The following is an 18,415-nucleotide window of genomic DNA, read 5'->3' on the forward strand; positions in this document are numbered from 1 at the left end:
GAGAGAATGAACATGGAAAAACTAAGTAGCGAAGCCATCCAAAATAAACTCACAGAAAATCCAAACTGGAAATTGACCGATGGAAAGTGGATTGAACGGAAGTATCGGTTTAAGGAATATCTAAACGGTATCGAATTTGTTCAAAATGTTGCCCACTTGTCTGAAAGAATGAACCATCATCCCTTTATCTCCATTGACTATAAGCTTATCTCTGTTAAAATAACATCTTGGCATGCGAGGGGATTAACAGATTTGGATTTTACATTAGCCCAAAAATACGATGAGTTATATGTACAGATTAAAAAATAGGTAAAAGTGTTGAATATATAAGTAATTTCATTGAATACAGAGAATAATAGTTTAATTAACAAGTATTTTATCAGGTGTTGTTTTAACACCTGCTTTTTTATTGTGATAAAAGCAGCTATACTAACTTCACCAAAAAAGGGGTCAATCCTTTTTTGGATCAACACCCCGAAACTAAGCTAATTTTAACACCTAACATATTTACGTTTGAAGCCAAGCTTGCCTCTATCCAGTTCTTTTTGAATATTTTCGTAAGCATTTAGGAAGCTGCTTTTTTTCTTCTCCCGTTTGACTTCAACGATACCTACTTCCGTTGCTGTTTCAACTGCCTTTTCATGTAGTGGTACATATGAAATTCCTACGGTATATAGAAAATTATTCATAGCAGACTTCGTTCTTTCAGGTGAATCATGAATTGTATTCTTTACCAAATCAAGCATATTAGAAAGCTTGCTTTCAGAGAATTCATGGTCTTTGCGATTCCCTAACAGCCAGCAGTAACAGCTCCAACCCGCTGACATTCTGAGCTCCTCACCACTTGCAATCCATTTATCAGCAACGTCTTGTGCAATATCTGACTCTGACAAAGTTACTGCCACCACGTAATCGGATAGCATATAAAAATACGCGTCATCCATCCAACGATCAAAATCTGACTCAGTCATGGCTTTTGGGTCTGCAATAATTCCCGCAAAGTACATCGCATCGTAGTTACCTGTGGCATATAGCTCTTCCGCTAAAGATTGATTTATTTTTATTTTCTTTGAGATTGGTTTCATAGCACCTGTAGCAACGCCAAAAACCGGCTCTTTCGCACCATTGGATATGTACATTTTTTTCATTCGTTCCTTACCTAGGGCCTCAAGCTCCTGCATTACTGTTTCAAAATCCATCATTTTGCACTCCTTACCTTAAACGGTACCTTATTATAACCACTAGTTTATATTCTTAAGGTGATTCCCTTCCTATTATAGCCCATACCTATTTTGATGGTCTATTCTTACCGAGGACAGCAAAGACAGTCTTCAAAATCTGCACATTTAATTGTAATTATAAGGTAATACTACTTTTGATTTATATATTGGGAGGAATGTAAATGAAACATATTTTTGTCGCTATAATTAGTGTTCTTACCATTATAAGTAGCTCCCTTTCAGCAAGTGCTGCCTCAATAAAGGACCTACCAGTAACCCAAACATCTAACCACTGGAAAGTAACTCTTGGAAAAGCTGAGTCCGAAAAATTAACCGAGGAAAAGGATCTTTTCAACCTTTATAGTATTGATATTAAAAACATCGGTGAAAAGGTATACGATCTGACATTCGAAGTATATCGAGATGAGCCATATACTAAGACTATGTTTGCACTAAGTGAAGTAACATCATTAGACCAGGACTACTATCATCATACAAACCAACCAGTTTCGATAAATGCAGAGCAAATTGAAGTCATCGTTACTTGGAGAGAAAAACCGTATGAACGATTAAATAACGAAAAAAAGGTCCCTGCACGTAAATTTAAAGAATCATTTGTTTTTTATCAAGAATAGTAAACAAAGCCTCTTTTAGGTAACGGGTTCTGTTTTGAAGTACAAAACTAAAAATAGATGAGAAAATAGCAAGTTAAATCTCATACAAAAAACACCGAAATTAGTACGGTGTTTTTTGTGTATTTATTCTTGTTTAACTAAATCACCCGTTCGCCTAAGTACAATTTTTCACAATTGGTGTGAAAACTCGTATTTTATAATCAGAAGTCTCAATAAACAATAACTCATGACGTTGAAAAATTGAGTGGTCCCCATAGATACAAAGAACCCCTTGTCTATCCCCCTATGATCAAAGTTTCATATTTACAAAGGGAGAGGAGATAGAAACGTTTTCTGTTGAGAGCCACGTTGTCCTTTTAGAATATAAATTTTACTCGTTTCCCTTCATCTAAGGATTTAAAAACATCACCAGCAATCTTTACTATTGTTATGTAAATAAAATAAAAAATGGTCTCCTGGTCTGGAAACCATTTTTGTAGTTGACCATATGGCGTACCAATTCGTTTTTCTCTTTTACGTAAAGAAGATAAACAATTACTATTCACTGTCTTTAGTAGATGTTAAAAATTCTTAAAGATCGAGGTGTGATTAATTGTTTTTTCTTCTAGAAATAATGACTTAAATCATATATTGTATACCTAAAACAATGAAAGCCCTACCTCTCTTTCATCCTTACGGCTCCTTGTCCGTGCCAGTGTGAATCAGGCTTGCAAAAATCAAGTGACTATTTTATCGAGTTATTTGATGAAACCTCAATCGTTCGTAAAAGAAATTTAAATAATAAAAATGGATTAGATTGTAGAAATACAAAAGAGGTTAATGCTCTAAAGGTGAGTTGAAGAAGTTGAATGTCTTGAAAAGATTTACTTTTAATAATAAACATATTCCCAAAAAATTCAGGATATTTTTGGGAGATGTGATTCATTAACTTAAATTAACCTTAACGGAAACTTTTTATTTGATTTTCAGTAATCCCTTTAATTAATTCCAGTTCACCAATCAAAAATTCTTGTGCGTTATCTAACATTTTTTTTTCGCTTGTATTAAGTGCTTTTTCATTCTTCATACGCATTAAATCACGTACAACTTCAGCACATTCTTGCATTTTACCTGTTTTTATTTTGTCTGTGTTCACTTTATACCTTTGTTTCCACGGCAGTAATCTATCTGATTCTCCATGCTGAAAAATGTGTATGATTTGTTTTAATGCATTAAAGTCAGTAACAGGGCGTATATTTGAACTCAATATTTTATCCTTAGGAATCATGACCTGCATATTACCGATTAACATTTTTATGACATAATACTGTTGTTTTTCCCCAGAAACTTCCTTTTCTTCTATGGCTTTAATTATACCTGCTCCGTGCATTGGATAAACAATGTTATCGCCAACTTGAAACAAATAATCCACCTCCATTTATGGTAACCTTCTTAACCTTAACACATAGATTATTTTTTATCAAATTTTTAATAATATCATAAATCCATTTTAAGTGTCAACTACTTTTTTCTTTAAAAATCTAAAAAAGCAAAAACAATAGGAATCGGGTCGGAATACCAATAAAGGAAGGTTAATTTTCTGCGTAATTATGAAGCCTCTACTAACCTTAATATTATTATTCTATATAAAACCTTTCTGCGAATTTAATACAAAAAGCGATTGCCTTGTTCAGCAATCGCACCCGAGTTTAATAAAGCATTATTATTCCTTAGTGTTTTACGATTTTTCAACTTTATTATCTACTGTGAAAATACTTATATTAAATTATCCTGCACCGTTAGTTGAAGAATATCTTGCACTCTATGTCCATTGTTATATCTATCTATCTTGATCTTCATAATATGCTTCATCCGCATATTTCTGGTCTGTTCCTTTAAGATATGCAAAGATTATTTTCGGATGTTTAAGCAAAGCCCAGTCTCCATGTTTATCAAACTTTCTGCTTGAAGTAATCATCCCATTTTGAATCGTCCCGTATTTTTTTCCATGCTTTTTTCCCCACTCTTTTAATCGTTTTGCGAAATCAGCATCTTCTGCCATAAGCATATCTTCATTAAATCCCTTAATTGATTGAAAATCCTTTTTGTAGCACCAGAAGATTCCTACAGAAATTGCTCCATATTTAATTAATAGGGGGCCAATTAATAATAAGGTTGAAACAAAAATACCTAAAGACATTCTTTCAAACCTCCCTGTAACTCCACCACCAATGTACTCTCCAGTAGCCAAGTACTCCTCTACCTTATTCAACATATGTTCGTTCATTTGTGTATCTGCATCAATTGTAACGATGATGTCACCTCTAGCTAATTCAACACCTGCGTTCCTAATCTTAGAAAGATTTTTATCACTATTCTTTAGTGTGATACATTTATACGATTTCGCAATTTCTTCCGTTCTATCCGTACACCGATTTAATACAACAATGATTTCAACTTGATCTTTAATTAATTTTGAGGCTTTTGAAATAGATTCTAAGCATTTTCCAATGTACTTTTCTTCATTATGGGCCGGTATGATGATTGAAATCTTTATTTCCTCTTTACTTTCTAAAGCTCTCTCCTTTTCATTCATACAATTGCTCCCCCCTTTTTAATGAATCCATTTTCACTTTTTCATAAAATGTATATAAAATAAGCTTTTAGCAAAAGACCTCTCCATTTGATATTAACATAATATTCCAATTTAACATCAAAATATTAAGACCATCCGTTTTATTTCACATATTTTTAACCGATTTTGTCACAAACCCCTCCTCCAATCCGCCTTATTAGTAAACAAGAATGGAGTGAATTTTATGAAACAATACGATGTTGCAATTGTTGGTGGAGGAATTTCAGGATTAGCAGCGTCTAATTATCTGGCAAAAGCCGGTTATTCAGTGATTCTTTTGGAAAAAAGCAACCAATTAGGAGGCCGCGGGCAGACAATTAAAAAGAAGAAGGCAATGCTGAATTTAGGAGTGCACGCCTTTTACCAGAATGGGGCAGGTGAATCTGTCTTAAAAGAATTAGGCATTCCTTTGAGCGGAGCAAACCCTTCTGCTTCAGCAGTAGGGATATGGAAAGACAAGGTTTATACCATTCCAACTGGACCACTAAAATTGCTCTCTGACAACCTATTTTCATTAAAAGGAAAAATAGGTCTCGCCCGTTTAATGATAAAGCTGAATAATATTGATACTGAAAAAATAGATAATATTAGCCTAAAGGAATGGGCGGAGAAGGAAATTCAGGATCCTATGGTTCGTCTTCTAATGTTTTCCATTTGCCGTTCCAACTCGTTCGTCCCTTACCCAGATCTTCACCTAGCAGGACCTGCCATACGGCAATTACAACGTACTTTCAGCGGAAAAGCTTTTTATATTTCTGAGGGCTGGGGAACCCTCGTTGAAAACCTTAAAATTCAGGCTGCTTTAGTAGGGGTCACGATCATGAATCGTCATAACGTAACTGAAATCAAGTATAACAAGTCAGTCCAGACAGTTCTTTTTACAAATGGTGATACTTTAGAGGTACCCTACGTTCTCGTAACCGCAGGACTTAAAGAAACGTACGATCTTGTCCATAACTCGGAACACACTAGACTGAAACTATGGAAAAATCAAGCACGTTCAGTCAACGTAGCTTGTTTGGATCTCGTATTACGAAAGCTTCCGAAACCAGATGCCAATTTTATCGCAGGCTTTTGGATAGATCAGCCGATTTTCTATAATAATCCGACCTCCACCACGAAAATGAGTGAAGACGGTACCATTGTGATACATCTTGTTAAGTATCTCGGTACGGGCACAGGGAACGCAAAGCTGGATTTGCGCCAATTGGAAGAGGCGATGGATGTCGTTCAACCAGGGTGGAAAGAAGAAGAAATCACTCGGCAATTTCTGCCTCACATAACCGCAAGTCACGATTTCAACTCACTTGATCGCTATGACCTTTCTCCCGGACCGTCCGTTCCTGAAATTCCGGGGTTGTATGTTGCAGGAGATTGGACGGGGCGTGGCGAATTGTTGGTTGACGCCTCACTAGGCAGTGCTAGACGAGCTGCAATAGCTATTATTGAAGAACTAAAAGCGGAAGGAGACATGCATGGACACAGGGAAGCTTTATAAAGAATTGAAACCATTACTTTTTTCTTTGTCTTATCATATTTTAGGCAGTGTAAATGATGCAGAGGATATGGTTCACGAAGCGTTCCTCTCATTGGAAAAAACACCAAAGGAAAATGTACGTCATGTTAAGTCTTATATGTGTAAAATCGTAACACACCGTTCCATTGATTTACTTAGATCAGCTGGAAAACTACGTGAAACATATGTCGGACCCTGGCTGCCGGAGCCAGTCATGACAGACTCCGGTCTTGATAGTAATCTTGATGATCCCTTGGAGAATTATGTTCTGAAAGAATCTCTTTCCACAGCTTATTTGCTATTGCTTCAACATTTATCTGCGACAGAGCGGGTAGTTTTTATATTGCGAGAGGTCTTTCAATACCAGTATACCGACATTGCGGAAATCATTGATAAAAGCAGTGTTAATTGCCGGCAAATCTACCATCGTACAAAAAAAGTTATAGGTGGTATTCCAAAGGAAAGAATCTCGAAAAAAGCGGAAATGAGTAATATGGCAAAAGAATTTGCAAATGCCTTAATGACTGGGAACATGAATCTGCTGTTAGATCTGTTGACAACGGAGAGTGTGTTGTACACGGATGGTGGAGGGAAAGTGCAGGCTGCTGTACGTCCAATACATGGTTCCGATAAAATTAGTAAGTACTTCAACGCAATATTTCCAAAAGTTCCACAAGGGTTTACTTGTACAGTCCACGAGATTAACGGCCAATCTGGAATCATCGTTAAAATTGAAGAAACCACATTCACTGTTGTTACCTTTCAATTTCAAGGTCATCAGATTTCGAACGTCTATATCGTTATGAATCCAGAAAAGCTCACTCATTTTAACGACGGAAATGCACTTAATATATGGAAATGAGTTAATAGTATATTTTTTATTAAAAAGCGCTCTATCTGGGGGCTGAATCGTATAATCGATTTTTTCCACATTTGCACCTCCTATTTCAAAACCGGGCGCTTCTCCTTTCTAAAGTGCCCATTCTTTGAATAAGCAACAATAAAAATTTATTCTGTTCTCAACTTTTTATTAAAAACATCAAATAGAACACCAATTACACCAGCTACTAATATCATTATGCTAAAAAAGTTAATATTGCCTGAAAAAATGTAATAACAACCAAATCCTGCCATTAAATAACTGACTGCTATAGATAAAAATCGTTTTATTTTCATTACACTCCATCATAGTTGTTTTGGTTTGGATTCTTTTCCAATTCTCTAGTACAACATCTTTATAGCCTTATTCTAACACAATATTTCAAATGTTTTCCAAAAAATAAAGACCATCAAATTGATGATCCTTATTTTTTGACTGCGTCCTAAGCTACCTAACTTATTGATCGACTAACTTTTGATTCAATTTTCATATTTGATTTTAAAAAGATCTTCATCATCGGAGGGGTAACCACCGTTGTTACAATCACAACGACAATCATGGTTGCATACAAATCTGGAGTTATTAAATTTGATGCGATTCCCATCGATGCAACAATTAATGCAACTTCACCACGAGAAACCATGGCTGAGCCGATTCCTGCAGAGCTATTCCAATTAAATCCAGAAAGTTTAGCACCCGCTCCTGCTCCAATAAATTTGGTTAAAACAGCGAAGATACTAAGCGCAATAATCAAACCTAAGTTATCCAGAATTCCAGTAAAAACAGCTGAAATACCAATATAGGCAAAGAATACCGGAACAAAGATGGAGTAGCTGATCGATTCAACCTTTTCAAAAACGACCTGTTTGAAATTGGTTGTCCCTATGGCAATTCCCGCGATGTATGCACCAATAATGTTTGCTACACCCGTATAATCAGCTACATATGCATAAACAAAACAAATAATTAACGCAGCTGAAATGACCGCCTCGCTTACTGGTAATTTTGTAAGTTTATTCATTAACCATGGAACCACTTTCCAAGCAACTAAAATAGCGAAGACAAAGAATAATGCTTTCTTAATAACCAGTGTAGTTAATGATACATCTCCCCCAGCAAAGCTCATTAAGAATGCTAAAATAATCATTACCACAACATCATCCAAAACAGCGGCACCAAGGATCGTCGTTCCCTCAGGTGTCTTTAATTGATTCATTTCTTTTAGTGCTTGAACAGAGATACTTACACTTGTCGCAGAAAACATGACGCCTAAAAACCAGGCTTGCAGGTTTGATAAATCCATCATAATCCCTAAAAAATATCCTAAAAATAACGGAACAATAATGCCGCCAAAACCTACAAAGGTCGACGATTTACCTGATCGTTTAAATTCACCCAAGTCCGTTTCTAGACCCGCGATAAACATCAACAAAATAACACCTATAGTACTAAACGTCGCTAAGGTATCAGTTGCTTCGATTAATCCAAAAACAGATGGTCCTAGTAAAACTCCTACAATGATTTCTCCCAGAACAGAAGGTTGACCAAGCCTTACACTCAGTGCACCTGCAAGTTTCGCAGCAAGGATAATTAGAGCTAATTGAAGAATAAACATACATTTCCACCTTTCATATATTATTAACTTCCTAAAATGCAAAAAGAGCCTGTTACCAAAGGACATAGATATCCCTTGGTGACAGACTCCTCCAAGTTTTGTTTCATATTAAGTTTGTATACTTGCATTCTAACATAAGTAATCTTAGAGATACAGGGGGAATTTTTCCTAATTTTACGTAACAGCTTTTTAGAAGAAAATTAAAAGCAATACCCCAACTATGAAACAATAATAGGTAAAATACACTAGTTTTCCATTTTTCATAATTCCCATAAACCATCTCATCGCAAAATAAGTCATGAAAAGAGTTGCAATAAATGCCGTTAAATAAGGAACTGCTAAGTCTGCTTTATTCGGTTCATTCATAAAGTCAGAAAAGCCAAGTATAACACCGCCGAGGCTTACTGGAATATACAACATGAATGAAAATCGAAGTGCAGTATCTTGTTTCATCCCAACAGCAACCGCTGAAATAATGGTTGCACCTGAGCGACTAATGCCAGGGGTTAATGCGACAGCCTGACCTAAACCTACAATGAACGCATCTTTGTATGTGAGATTACGATCGTCTTTATAACCCTTTATATTACGAATTAACCATAGGGCAATACCTGTTACGAATAACATCAAAGCAATTGTTGTCATACTAACATTTTCAGCAATATAGTCACTTAATAAAATACCAAGGACCGCAGCCGGTATTGTGCCAATCACGATATAGCAAGCAAAGAGAAAGTCACTTTTATAGCGTTGCTCTCTGGTTTTTAAATAATAAAATGTATTGATGATAAGCCTTGCAATATCTTGTCTGTAAATATAAACGATCGCAAGAAGTGAAGCTGTGTTTGTTAATATTGCAAAGGTAAATCCTTGTTCACCTAGTCCCAAAATTTCACTGGCAATCATGACATGACCACTAGACGACACAGGAATAGGTTCTGTAAAACCTTGAACTATCCCGATAATAATCATTTTAACGATATATATAAATTCCGATTCTCCCATTTTGCCCTCCACATTTTCATAATTTTTTTGTCTGTGGTTTAGTATATCACCAATTGCCTAACAAAAAAAACGATGATTCTTTCATTTCCCTTACAATGTTGTAAGGTTTTATGTAACAAAAAAAGAATTCGAAATGGATTGAGTGCCATAATCCAAGAAGGATTATCGCTTATTTTGTTGAAGTTATAAAGCTAAACGAAGCTGGTTTGTTTTAGTAAACAAAAAAGTTAAAATAAAAATAGATTAACAACAAAGGAGCTTGGAACCAACATGACAAATGAAAACAAAATAATTTCTATCTACCAAAACTTATTGGATGCTTGGAACACTCAAAACGCTCGTGGAATGGCTGACCTATTTGCTGAAGATGGGGAACAAATTGGTTTCGATGGCAGTCAATCAATTGGAAGTGCTGAGATATTCGCACACTTAGAGCCTATATTTAAACACCATCGCACGGCACGATTTGTAAGTAAAGTCAAAAGTGTCAAATTGCTATCTGATAAAATTGCTATTCTACGGGCTATTGCAGGTATGGTGCCTCCGGGACAATCAGACATCAATCCGAGTGTAAATACACTTCACACGCTCGTAGTTCAAGAAAATGAAGGTAATTGGAAAATAAAGCTGTTCCAGAACACTCCAGCTTAATTTCATGGAAGACCAGAATTGGTTGAACAAATGTCAGAAGAACTCAGGCAATTGCTTTAATTGAAATGTAATGTAAATAGTAAAACAAAAATATAAAGAAAGATAGGAGTTAGATATGATGATTAAAGGTTTCGGAGGGATATTTTGGAGAACTAAGAATCTTGAGGTTGTAAAAAAGTGGTACAGTGAAGTGTTGAAGATTGAAATAGATAATTGGAATGGGACTATTATTAAACCCCATTCAGGAAATGAAACTATCTTTTCTTTCTTCACTGAAAATGACAGTTATTTTCCAACAGAACAACAAGTGATGTTAAATTTCCAAGTACATAGTTTAGATGAGACTATACAGCATCTTGAACATATCGGTGTACCTCTTGTAAAGAAACAAGAGATTAGTGAATATGGAAAGTTTGTTTGGATTGAAGATCCTGAAGGTCGTCTGATAGAGCTTTGGGAGAAATAGCGAGTTGTCATTCATTTGCTATCAAGCTATCGGGTGCGATGATCTAAGGATTATCGCATATTTTTGTTGAAGTTATTAACGGTGCAGATTGATTTAACAATCACAAGCAACAATAACTTTTAAAATTGTAAGGGGTGATATCTGTGCATAGGAAGCTAACCTTAATTATTATTTTTATAGTTGCAGCAATTATCTTATTTGCTTTCTCCCCCTGGATTACAAAAGATATTGCTGAAAAAAGAGCAAAAACGGTATTTCAAAACCAACAAAAAGGCATTGTAGATGGATGTGGATTTAATTGTCATGGGTGTGGTGTAGTAACATCCGATAATGTATTGTTTGGTTATAATGTCCGAATTGAATATGCTTGTGGACTAATATCAGAAGACATTAAGGAAAATCACGAGTTTAAAAATGTATTTGTTTCTTTTTTAGGGACTGTACATTGATTTTTCACTAACAGGTGTGTTGTTAGGAGGGAATTTAATAATGAGTTTGGGAGTTGAATCTAAAGCCTTTAGGATTATTATAAAAGGAGCCTTTTGGGGCTTTATTGCCATAGTCTTGATCATTATGTTTATGATCGGTAATTTTCTCTTCAAAATATATATTTTAGATTATAGGTTCGATGATGGGGAACTAACGCCACCAATTGAAACTGTTATAAACAATGAATAACTTATTTCGGCAAACGGGTAGCTTGAGCGAAACAAGGAGTTGTAGTTGCAGCTCCTTTTTCTTATTCCACTAACGCAAGCAGGATAGTTCAATAAGAACATAGAATTATATAGAAAAATAAAAGTAACGGGTGCCGTTGATCTAAGAAGGATTAACCACCTTTTTAGTTGAATTCCTTATTGAATAAACAGAGCAGTTTAGTGAATAAAGATGAAACAAGTTATAGAGTGAAAATATTGTTTTATAATCCAACATTAAGATGTAAGACAATGGTAAAGGAGTGATTTGATGAGTGCTTTAAAACTGATTGAAACATTTAAAAGCGATCTGCAAAACTATTCACTTGAGCAACTTAGATATATATCGGCTAAAGGGGTTTGGTCCATTGGTCAAATGTACGACCATGTGATTCTAGTTGCCATTGAGTACCTTGACAATGTGGAAGCTTGTGCGATATCAAAGGAAGAGCAAAAGCTTGGAAAAACGGATTTTGGTGAGCATTTATATAAAATTGGAGGGTTCCCACCAATTAAAATCAAGTTACCGGACGAACTAAATACTCCACCAAACAATTCGGATAGTAAAGAAGACCTTATGAGTAGGTTAGATCAGGTAATGCAGAGGTTGAGGCAATGGGAATCTAGAGTAGATGCTATAAATCCCAATTATAAAGTTAAACATGAAGGTTTTGGCTGGCTGAACGCGAGGGAATGGTTCGATCTTGTTGGTATGCATTTTCGCCATCACCTACGTCAGAAGTGTGAACTAGAACAAAAAGTTATTAATTTATAAGTCTTACCTACTTACTATACTAGAACAGTTAATAGAAGCTATAGTAATCCTCAACAATCGAGTGAATTACTTTAATAAAGGGGTTGCCATAGGAAGAGTATCAAAAAGATATATACAAATACCATGAAGAATCGAGGAGATTAAATAAATGAGTAATCCTGTAATTCGAACTTATAAAGATTCAAATGATTTAAAACGAATGCAGCAACTTACACAAGCTATATGGTCTCTGGAATCTAATTACCACATTGGCGATTTAGCTTGGCAACGCTATCGACACGCTGGGCGTGAGGATGAATGGATTACTGCAATTTGGGAAATGGATGATAAACCAGTGGCTTGGGGATGGATAAAACTACCTGGCAGTTTATTGTTTCAAGTTGACCCTGATTTCCCTGAATTATCCAAGGATGTCATTGAGTGGTTTGATAAAATAACTGAAACCAATGAACAAAGGGTAACCGTTCTTGAAACTGAGTTTCATCTTATTTCAGCCTTAGAAGATTCTTTATTCAACCCATTAGAAGAAACTCCTGAAGTCCTCTCAAAAATTTCATTAGATAGTTGTCCTTTCCCTGTAAATTTTCCAGATGAATTTAAAGCACGACATCTTAATGGGGATGGAGATTTAACAAATAGAGTGGGAGTACAGAGGGCTGCATTCTCGCATTCAAGAGTCACTGAAGAAAGCTACCGGAATGTTATGAATACCTATCCTTACGATTCTTCTCTTGATTGGGTAATAGAATCCCCTAATGGTGAGCTCGCAGCATTTTGTTTAATTTGGTTTGATGCAATTAATATGGTGGGTTTACTAGAGCCTGTGGGAACAGATCCGAGATTTTGGAGAATGGGGTTAGGCAGTTCCGTTTGTAAGCTTGCTCTCAATGCTTTGCGTGATAAGGGGGCGAACACTGCCATTGTTGTTAGTACTTCCCCTATAACACATAAATTTTACAAGTCTATTGGGTTTGAACCATTTGCTCAAACAAAATCATTTCATCGTCTTAAAAATACTTTATAAACTTCGCTTTTCTTCTTCAACTATCGGGTGCGATGACCAAGGGTTAACTTTGTTTTTAGAATTTTTTAACTATATGTGCAATTTAGTTAAAGAAGGAAGAACCACAAATTTATTTTCTGTAGAATCTTAAAATTATTTTAAAAAAATTCATACAATTCGTTAAGATTTGTTGGTTAGAATAAAGGCAGTGTTAGAAGGAAAGAGAAAAGAGGGATTTGATGACACTCTTAATAATGGCAATTAGGTTTGTTTGGGAAATTTTAGCTCTTATCATTTTCGGTTTATGGGGCTTTCATCATGGGAAATTTCTTGGGGCTATTGGAATACCCTTAGTGGTGGTGGTTATTTGGGCTATGTTGGGTTCACCAGGGGCTCCTTATAAACTTCAAGGATTTTATGGTATTATTTTGGAGTTGTTTTTATTTTTAGCAGCAAGCTACATACTGTATAAACTAGTATATACACAATTAGCCTTAATATATTCCATTGTAGCCCTAGGAACATCTTTACTCATTCATTATATGAATATATAACATCCAAAAAAAGCTATTCAAAATATCATCTAATTGAATAAGCTATTAGAATGCTTATCTCTGCTTTAAGTCAATAAGTGTATAATAAATTTGGGAAAACCCATCTATAAAGGTTTCCCTTATCCTTTTCTAACATGTTTATTAAATTTATCCTCATTTATTTTGTAAATATCGTAGTGTTTTCAATACGAATTGAATTAACTTCTCCACATTTCAAGCAAAATGTGTATATTTTATTTGAACCATTCAAAGACATTTTACTCGGTCTGATGGGTATATAATCTGTACCTTCTGCAAATTCAGTACCTCCACATTTAGGACATTCTTTATTTTCCATATCCACAACACCTCCTTTTCTTATACCACTTTTTTCGCATGGCTTATCCTTTTCTTTAATACGTTTTAGTATCCAATTAGTTTCAAAAAATTAGAAAAAGATACTATTTTTTCCAGCCGTTACACTTTGATTTATGGAGGTGTACTTGCTTCTAAAATCTAGGTACAAACAACTATGGAAAGGAATGAATATTACAGCTTATTATTTTTTGTCATTCCAATGGAAAATTTCTTAAACCCTAAGCCATTATAATAGGGTTCCAAACTTTCTACACACATAAGTTGAGGAATCACTTTATTTTGCTCACAATGTTTTATGATTCGGTTAACTATTTCTTTCCCAATTCCTTTGGATTGATAACTCTGCAGAACACCAACTCCACAGATAATTGCCGTCATAACACCATCAGAGATGACGCGCCCCATACCTACTAATTGTTGATCATCAAAAGCATATGCTGCATACCAACTCTGTCTACACATTCTTTCTAAATCACTAACGCTTAATCCTAATGAATTCCAGCCTAATGACTCATATAATCTCAACAATTGCTCGAAATCTTCTGGGGGATTTATCGTATAATCTATCTTTTTTTCCACAAAAACACCTCCGCTTTCACACAAACAAAGACCTTCAATTCTATAATCTCATTTTTTACTCTTTCATCAGTTGAAGTGCACCTATCACACCCACTCCAAATAACCATACTTGCACAAGAAAAACATTAATTATTAAACTCCATATGTGGTTTTTCCGTTTTGTAATAATCCAGCCTGTCTTGTAAAGTACCCGTATGAAATTCAAACTTATGTCCGTCAGGATCAGTAAAGTAAATTGATTTTTTATCTCTTTCGTCCCTTGTTCGACCTGGGAGAATGTTTACATTCAATTCCTTTAGTTTATGGTCCATATTATCAAAATCTTTTTCTTCTATTGAAAATGCTATATGTGTGTATGATTGGCTAATTTCGTTACGAGGAATATCTTTTTCCACATTAAGGGCGAGCCACATACCATTTAAATCAAAATAGGCAGTGCTTCTACCCTTAACTAACAACTTTGCATCAAACACATTTTTATAAAACTCAATGGAATCTTCTAAATTTGATACAGAAAACAAAAAATGATTAAGACCTTTTACTGCCACCCTATCACCTCATTTTTAGGCTTCTTATTATTCCATAGTATCTTTGGTTAAGTTTGACTTTTTTCCATGCAGACGACTACCTTCCCTTTGGCGTGTCCTTCACCAAGATAAAGAATAGCCTCTGATACCTGACTTAACGGGTATCGTTTATCTATAACAGGTACAAGTTTACCAGAAATGAAGAGTTCTTTTAAAAAATTTTGGTCGTTTTTGTTTGGTCTATGTACAAGGATAGCCATTTTCTTATTTTCAGTTTTATAAATCATGGGTCCCAGCAATAATAGTTGGAGGATTAGTGACATGGAGCCTCCTACCATAACATAAGTTCCTTTAGGATTTAGTACACGCTTGTAGTCGAAGATAGACCGAGATCCTACAACATCCAGAATTAAATCATACAACTGTCCTTTTTGTGTAAAATCTTCTTCATTGTAATCAATAACATGGTCTGCACCAATGGACTTAAGTGTATCTAATTTTTTCTTACTGTCCACACAAGTTACCTCAGCCCCATGTAATTTAGCAATTTGCAATGCATAGGTACCAACCCCTCCACCAGCACCATTAATTAAGACCTTTTTAGCTTCATGAATCTGTCCTACATCACGAAGCCCCTGTAGAGCCAAAACTCCTGCTTGGGGTATCGCAGCAGCCTCCTCAAATGTCATACTGTTTGGCTTCAACGTCATTGCCTCTGCATTAACACTTACATATTCCGCAAACCCACCCCATCCACACCAAGATATGTCTCCGAATACCTCATCTCCAACAGAGATATGTTCTACTTCTCTACCAATTGCTTCAACCCTTCCTGCTATATCAGCACCTAGGATTTTGTATTTTGGTTTTAGAAGACCCCCAAGACGAGCTAGGAATGGTTTACCTCTAAGAAGGTCCCAGTCCCAGGAATTCACAGAAACAGCATAAATCTTTACCAATACTTCATTAGGTTTTAGAGCAGGTATTTCTATTTCTTTTAGATGAAGAACGTTAGTCGTTCCGTATTTATTGTATACCATCGCTTTCATACTGGGTTCTCCTTCACATTTGAGGTTTGAAAAATTTCCTACTGTTCCTGCTTTTACATTGCTCATTAATGAGATTTTAAAGGAGACTTGTTTTTAGAAGATTTATTTTTTGAATGGCATTCTATTATATGTTCAAATTCCCCTTTTGATTCAAGTATTCCCCTATTAAGCCAATCTTCTTACGCTAGTTTAATAACTTCAACAAAAAAGAGCATCAATCCTCCTTGGATTAACGCCCCATAGAAAAAAACTTATTAAATAGCTTAATTAACTTTTCTTTAAATCTTTTTCAAGTAATAATGTATGAAACATCATTGCAACTTTCTCCCATTGTATGGTTTTATTTAATAATTCTAGTAAATAGGGTTTAATGATTTTCACTAATCTGCTTTGTTCTTAATACCTATTCCATTGATAAAGCACTGTTGAGTATAGCGCCATCAATATTATTAATATTGCTATTATATTGCCAAATCATCAAAAGTTATTCATTTGTCTATTCAAAGGATTTCTAAAAAAACACAGAATAGATACTAACAATAAATTATTATATGACGATAATTAATTAGAGAGGTTTATCGTCATCTATATCTAAAGGCGGAAATACATATTTTTATTTAAAACAATGACGAAATGGAACTTTTCCAAAGATTATTATAAGGAAGTGTTTAAATTATGGCAGAAGGAACTTACACAATGAACGTCAATCATGATAAAAAAACCGTTGATATGACAGTGAGCGGAACGTTCACTCCTGAAAAAGCTCAGCAGTTTATCAATGATTATCAAAGTAAAATATCATCAATAAATGCAAGTGAATTCATTTTAGAATTTGATTGCAGGGATTTAGATGTAGTAACCCAAGAAATGATACCAAATCTTGAAAATTGCTTAACACTTTATAAATCTTCTGGATTTAAGAAAGTAGAAGTTGGGATTAGAAATAAGCCGATCATCTCCATGCAATTAAAACGCTTGGCGCGTAATGTTGGGCTAACTTCATTTGAGGTCGTTCAGAAATATTAATTCCACACAAAGGCAAGGAGCTATTACAGGGCCTTGCCTTTTAATTTGAGTCCTTAATGCACAAAATATTTTCAACTTAAAAAACGAGATATATTATTTTATATCATACTACTATTTCATTCGAGAGGTTTATAACGACTATGACTAACATCAGAATTAAAGCAGTGGATGTTTACCATGCAAAAAAACAAATAAACAATGACTATTATCTTGAGCACTTTAAAGAACAAGGAAAAAATATTTCAAATTTCTTACATATTATGGGAAGAAATGATCGTTATGTCATTGATAATCCTGAAGAAAATACGATTTCGATGGCTATTGAAGCAACAAATCGGGTGTTGAAAAAAGCGGAATTAGAAGGTACGGATATCGATATGATTATTTTTTCTACTCAAGTACCTGAAGTGACGGTTCCAACTAACGCAATGTTCGTTCATAATGCTATTCAAGCAAAAAAAGGAACCGCCATTTTTGATATGAATGCAAATTGCGCAGGTATGACGATAGCAGTAGAACAGGCGTCACGATATATGAAATCCAATCCTCATATTAACACCGCTCTTGTGGTAGGTTCTGATCATCTTTCATTAGTTGCTGATCCAAAAGATGCCATGACTTATGCTAACTTTGGAGATGCTGCTTGTGCTGTTATTTTAGAAAAGACCGAGAATGATTCTGGATTTATCGATGCAATGTTTGAAGTAGACTCAAGCAATAGAAACAATATCTTATTCCCACACAAGGGATTATCCCAAACACTTCAAGCTGGTGAAAGTCCAGAATCTATGCTTTGGCTTCCATTCGACGGAACCATGTCTCTCCCTTATACGTATGAAATGTTCGAAGCTATTTTAGAAAGAAATCATCTTACAATTGAAGACGTGAACGCATTATGCTTATCTCAATTTGCTAAGGTGAATATCGACAGAATTCAAACACACTTTAATATACCTGAAGAAAAAATGATTTATGTAGGGGACAAGTATGGTTATACGGGTACAAGTAGCCCCTTTGTTGCCCTTCATGAAGGAATTGAATCTGGTAAGATTAAGCGTGGAGACTTACTTTTATTTTGGACAATCGGTGGCGGTCACGAATTCATTACAATGTTATTTAGATATTAAGTGATAAAAATTTTTATAGATTTTCAAACTTAGAATTGATTTTTGTGTGGTTTCCACATTATACGTGGAGCTAAAGATTGAGCAAAAAATCACTTTTCTATAAGATAAAAACGCCATTCTG

The 18,415-nt window shown here is 35.1% G+C and carries 22 protein-coding genes; 13 read left to right on the plus strand and 9 right to left on the minus strand.

Going from position 1 to position 18,415, the window contains the following annotated elements:
* Positions 1 to 12: 12 nt before the first annotated feature.
* Positions 13 to 309 carry a 4a-hydroxytetrahydrobiopterin dehydratase gene (locus V7097_RS17415; protein ID WP_335704906.1) on the plus strand — a complete coding sequence of 99 codons (297 nt, stop codon included), beginning with the start codon at positions 13 to 15 and terminating at the stop codon, positions 307 to 309.
* A 182-nt stretch (positions 310 to 491) separates the two neighbouring features.
* Here the strand turns inward: V7097_RS17415 and V7097_RS17420 are convergent, their stop codons facing one another.
* Positions 492 to 1,199 carry a DNA alkylation repair protein gene (locus V7097_RS17420; RefSeq protein ID WP_335704907.1) on the minus strand — a complete coding sequence of 236 codons (708 nt, stop codon included), beginning with the start codon at positions 1,197 to 1,199 and terminating at the stop codon, positions 492 to 494.
* Positions 1,200 to 1,402: 203 nt separating this feature from the next.
* On the opposite strand from V7097_RS17420, the gene V7097_RS17425 reads away from it, so the two are divergent.
* Positions 1,403 to 1,855 carry a hypothetical protein gene (locus V7097_RS17425; RefSeq protein WP_335704908.1) on the plus strand — a complete coding sequence of 151 codons (453 nt, stop codon included), beginning with the start codon at positions 1,403 to 1,405 and terminating at the stop codon, positions 1,853 to 1,855.
* Between the two features lie 940 nt (positions 1,856 to 2,795).
* On the opposite strand, the gene V7097_RS17430 is transcribed toward V7097_RS17425, so the two are convergent.
* Together V7097_RS17430 and V7097_RS17435 are read right to left on the minus strand one after the other, a co-directional pair.
* Positions 2,796 to 3,257 carry a CarD family transcriptional regulator gene (locus V7097_RS17430; protein WP_335705019.1) on the minus strand — a complete coding sequence of 154 codons (462 nt, stop codon included), beginning with the start codon at positions 3,255 to 3,257 and terminating at the stop codon, positions 2,796 to 2,798.
* Between the two features lie 417 nt (positions 3,258 to 3,674).
* Positions 3,675 to 4,430 (minus strand): glycosyltransferase, encoded by a 756-nt coding sequence (locus V7097_RS17435; protein WP_335704909.1) that lies wholly within the window; start codon positions 4,428 to 4,430, stop codon positions 3,675 to 3,677.
* A 223-nt stretch (positions 4,431 to 4,653) separates the two neighbouring features.
* Between V7097_RS17435 and V7097_RS17440 the strand changes: the two genes are divergently transcribed.
* Positions 4,654 to 5,967 (plus strand): phytoene desaturase family protein, encoded by a 1,314-nt coding sequence (locus V7097_RS17440; protein WP_335704910.1) that lies wholly within the window; start codon positions 4,654 to 4,656, stop codon positions 5,965 to 5,967.
* Positions 5,945 to 6,847 carry an RNA polymerase sigma-70 factor gene (locus V7097_RS17445; RefSeq protein ID WP_335704911.1) on the plus strand — a complete coding sequence of 301 codons (903 nt, stop codon included), beginning with the start codon at positions 5,945 to 5,947 and terminating at the stop codon, positions 6,845 to 6,847. The genes V7097_RS17440 and V7097_RS17445 overlap by 23 nt, the downstream gene beginning before the upstream one ends.
* Before the next feature lie 469 nt (positions 6,848 to 7,316).
* Here the strand turns inward: V7097_RS17445 and V7097_RS17450 are convergent, their stop codons facing one another.
* On the minus strand, positions 7,317 to 8,480 hold the full coding sequence (locus V7097_RS17450) for a cation:proton antiporter (protein ID WP_335704912.1): 1,164 nt from the start codon (positions 8,478 to 8,480) through the stop codon (positions 7,317 to 7,319).
* 189 nt (positions 8,481 to 8,669) lie between these two features.
* A complete protein-coding gene (locus V7097_RS17455) occupies positions 8,670 to 9,485 on the minus strand; it encodes an undecaprenyl-diphosphate phosphatase (RefSeq protein WP_335704913.1) in 816 nt (271 codons plus the stop codon).
* A gap of 270 nt (positions 9,486 to 9,755) precedes the next feature.
* Here V7097_RS17455 and V7097_RS17460 point away from each other — a divergent pair, with 270 nt between their 5' ends.
* The 7 genes from V7097_RS17460 (at position 9,756) to V7097_RS17490 (ending at position 13,629) form a co-directional block, all read left to right on the plus strand.
* Positions 9,756 to 10,136: an SgcJ/EcaC family oxidoreductase gene (locus tag V7097_RS17460; protein ID WP_335704914.1), complete on the plus strand. Its 381-nt coding sequence runs from the start codon at positions 9,756 to 9,758 to the stop codon at positions 10,134 to 10,136.
* 118 nt (positions 10,137 to 10,254) lie between these two features.
* Positions 10,255 to 10,602: a VOC family protein gene (locus V7097_RS17465; protein ID WP_335704915.1), complete on the plus strand. Its 348-nt coding sequence runs from the start codon at positions 10,255 to 10,257 to the stop codon at positions 10,600 to 10,602.
* Between the two features lie 143 nt (positions 10,603 to 10,745).
* Complete coding sequence (locus V7097_RS17470; RefSeq protein WP_335704916.1) at positions 10,746 to 11,051, plus strand: hypothetical protein; 306 nt, start codon at positions 10,746 to 10,748, stop codon at positions 11,049 to 11,051.
* 40 nt (positions 11,052 to 11,091) lie between these two features.
* On the plus strand, positions 11,092 to 11,280 hold the full coding sequence (locus tag V7097_RS17475; protein WP_335704917.1) for a hypothetical protein: 189 nt from the start codon (positions 11,092 to 11,094) through the stop codon (positions 11,278 to 11,280).
* A gap of 288 nt (positions 11,281 to 11,568) precedes the next feature.
* Positions 11,569 to 12,072: a DinB family protein gene (locus V7097_RS17480; RefSeq protein WP_335704918.1), complete on the plus strand. Its 504-nt coding sequence runs from the start codon at positions 11,569 to 11,571 to the stop codon at positions 12,070 to 12,072.
* A gap of 148 nt (positions 12,073 to 12,220) precedes the next feature.
* Positions 12,221 to 13,096, plus strand: coding sequence for a GNAT family N-acetyltransferase (locus tag V7097_RS17485; RefSeq protein ID WP_335704919.1), 876 nt, complete (start codon positions 12,221 to 12,223; stop codon positions 13,094 to 13,096).
* Between the two features lie 218 nt (positions 13,097 to 13,314).
* Positions 13,315 to 13,629, plus strand: coding sequence for a YrdB family protein (locus V7097_RS17490; protein ID WP_335704920.1), 315 nt, complete (start codon positions 13,315 to 13,317; stop codon positions 13,627 to 13,629).
* Between the two features lie 157 nt (positions 13,630 to 13,786).
* Here V7097_RS17490 and V7097_RS17495 read toward each other — a convergent pair whose 3' ends face one another.
* The 4 genes from V7097_RS17495 to V7097_RS17510 form a co-directional block, all read right to left on the minus strand.
* Positions 13,787 to 13,966 carry a hypothetical protein gene (locus V7097_RS17495; RefSeq protein WP_335704921.1) on the minus strand — a complete coding sequence of 60 codons (180 nt, stop codon included), beginning with the start codon at positions 13,964 to 13,966 and terminating at the stop codon, positions 13,787 to 13,789.
* A gap of 191 nt (positions 13,967 to 14,157) precedes the next feature.
* Positions 14,158 to 14,565: a GNAT family N-acetyltransferase gene (locus V7097_RS17500; RefSeq protein ID WP_335704922.1), complete on the minus strand. Its 408-nt coding sequence runs from the start codon at positions 14,563 to 14,565 to the stop codon at positions 14,158 to 14,160.
* A 125-nt stretch (positions 14,566 to 14,690) separates the two neighbouring features.
* Positions 14,691 to 15,113 carry a FosM family fosfomycin resistance protein gene (gene fosM / locus V7097_RS17505; RefSeq protein WP_335704923.1) on the minus strand — a complete coding sequence of 141 codons (423 nt, stop codon included), beginning with the start codon at positions 15,111 to 15,113 and terminating at the stop codon, positions 14,691 to 14,693.
* 47 nt (positions 15,114 to 15,160) lie between these two features.
* A complete protein-coding gene (locus tag V7097_RS17510) occupies positions 15,161 to 16,141 on the minus strand; it encodes an NAD(P)-dependent alcohol dehydrogenase (RefSeq protein ID WP_335704924.1) in 981 nt (326 codons plus the stop codon).
* A gap of 675 nt (positions 16,142 to 16,816) precedes the next feature.
* Between V7097_RS17510 and V7097_RS17515 the strand changes: the two genes are divergently transcribed.
* Positions 16,817 to 17,167, plus strand: coding sequence for a hypothetical protein (locus V7097_RS17515; RefSeq protein ID WP_335704925.1), 351 nt, complete (start codon positions 16,817 to 16,819; stop codon positions 17,165 to 17,167).
* 140 nt (positions 17,168 to 17,307) lie between these two features.
* Positions 17,308 to 18,294 carry a ketoacyl-ACP synthase III gene (locus V7097_RS17520; protein WP_335704926.1) on the plus strand — a complete coding sequence of 329 codons (987 nt, stop codon included), beginning with the start codon at positions 17,308 to 17,310 and terminating at the stop codon, positions 18,292 to 18,294.
* Positions 18,295 to 18,415: the final 121 nt, after the last annotated feature.

It is taken from the genome of Bacillus sp. JJ1562, from assembly GCF_036962705.1.
Taxonomy (GTDB): Bacteria; Bacillota; Bacilli; order Bacillales; family Bacillaceae_L; genus Ferdinandcohnia.

Bases quoted from the DNA above. Each gene is read 5' to 3' on its own strand.
- V7097_RS17415 (WP_335704906.1), top strand. From the start codon at position 13: ATGGAAAAACTAAGTAGCGAAGCCATCCAAAATAAACTCACAGAAAAT.
- V7097_RS17420 (WP_335704907.1), bottom strand. From the start codon at position 1,199: ATGGATTTTGAAACAGTAATGCAGGAGCTTGAGGCCCTAGGTAAGGAA.
- V7097_RS17425 (WP_335704908.1), top strand. From the start codon at position 1,403: ATGAAACATATTTTTGTCGCTATAATTAGTGTTCTTACCATTATAAGT.
- V7097_RS17435 (WP_335704909.1), bottom strand. From the start codon at position 4,430: ATGAATGAAAAGGAGAGAGCTTTAGAAAGTAAAGAGGAAATAAAGATT.
- V7097_RS17440 (WP_335704910.1), top strand. From the start codon at position 4,654: ATGAAACAATACGATGTTGCAATTGTTGGTGGAGGAATTTCAGGATTA.
- V7097_RS17445 (WP_335704911.1), top strand. From the start codon at position 5,945: ATGGACACAGGGAAGCTTTATAAAGAATTGAAACCATTACTTTTTTCT.
- V7097_RS17450 (WP_335704912.1), bottom strand. From the start codon at position 8,480: ATGTTTATTCTTCAATTAGCTCTAATTATCCTTGCTGCGAAACTTGCA.
- V7097_RS17455 (WP_335704913.1), bottom strand. From the start codon at position 9,485: ATGGGAGAATCGGAATTTATATATATCGTTAAAATGATTATTATCGGG.
- V7097_RS17460 (WP_335704914.1), top strand. From the start codon at position 9,756: ATGACAAATGAAAACAAAATAATTTCTATCTACCAAAACTTATTGGAT.
- V7097_RS17465 (WP_335704915.1), top strand. From the start codon at position 10,255: ATGATTAAAGGTTTCGGAGGGATATTTTGGAGAACTAAGAATCTTGAG.
- V7097_RS17475 (WP_335704917.1), top strand. From the start codon at position 11,092: ATGAGTTTGGGAGTTGAATCTAAAGCCTTTAGGATTATTATAAAAGGA.
- V7097_RS17480 (WP_335704918.1), top strand. From the start codon at position 11,569: ATGAGTGCTTTAAAACTGATTGAAACATTTAAAAGCGATCTGCAAAAC.
- V7097_RS17485 (WP_335704919.1), top strand. From the start codon at position 12,221: ATGAGTAATCCTGTAATTCGAACTTATAAAGATTCAAATGATTTAAAA.
- V7097_RS17490 (WP_335704920.1), top strand. From the start codon at position 13,315: ATGACACTCTTAATAATGGCAATTAGGTTTGTTTGGGAAATTTTAGCT.
- V7097_RS17495 (WP_335704921.1), bottom strand. From the start codon at position 13,966: ATGGAAAATAAAGAATGTCCTAAATGTGGAGGTACTGAATTTGCAGAA.
- V7097_RS17510 (WP_335704924.1), bottom strand. From the start codon at position 16,141: ATGAAAGCGATGGTATACAATAAATACGGAACGACTAACGTTCTTCAT.
- V7097_RS17515 (WP_335704925.1), top strand. From the start codon at position 16,817: ATGGCAGAAGGAACTTACACAATGAACGTCAATCATGATAAAAAAACC.
- V7097_RS17520 (WP_335704926.1), top strand. From the start codon at position 17,308: ATGACTAACATCAGAATTAAAGCAGTGGATGTTTACCATGCAAAAAAA.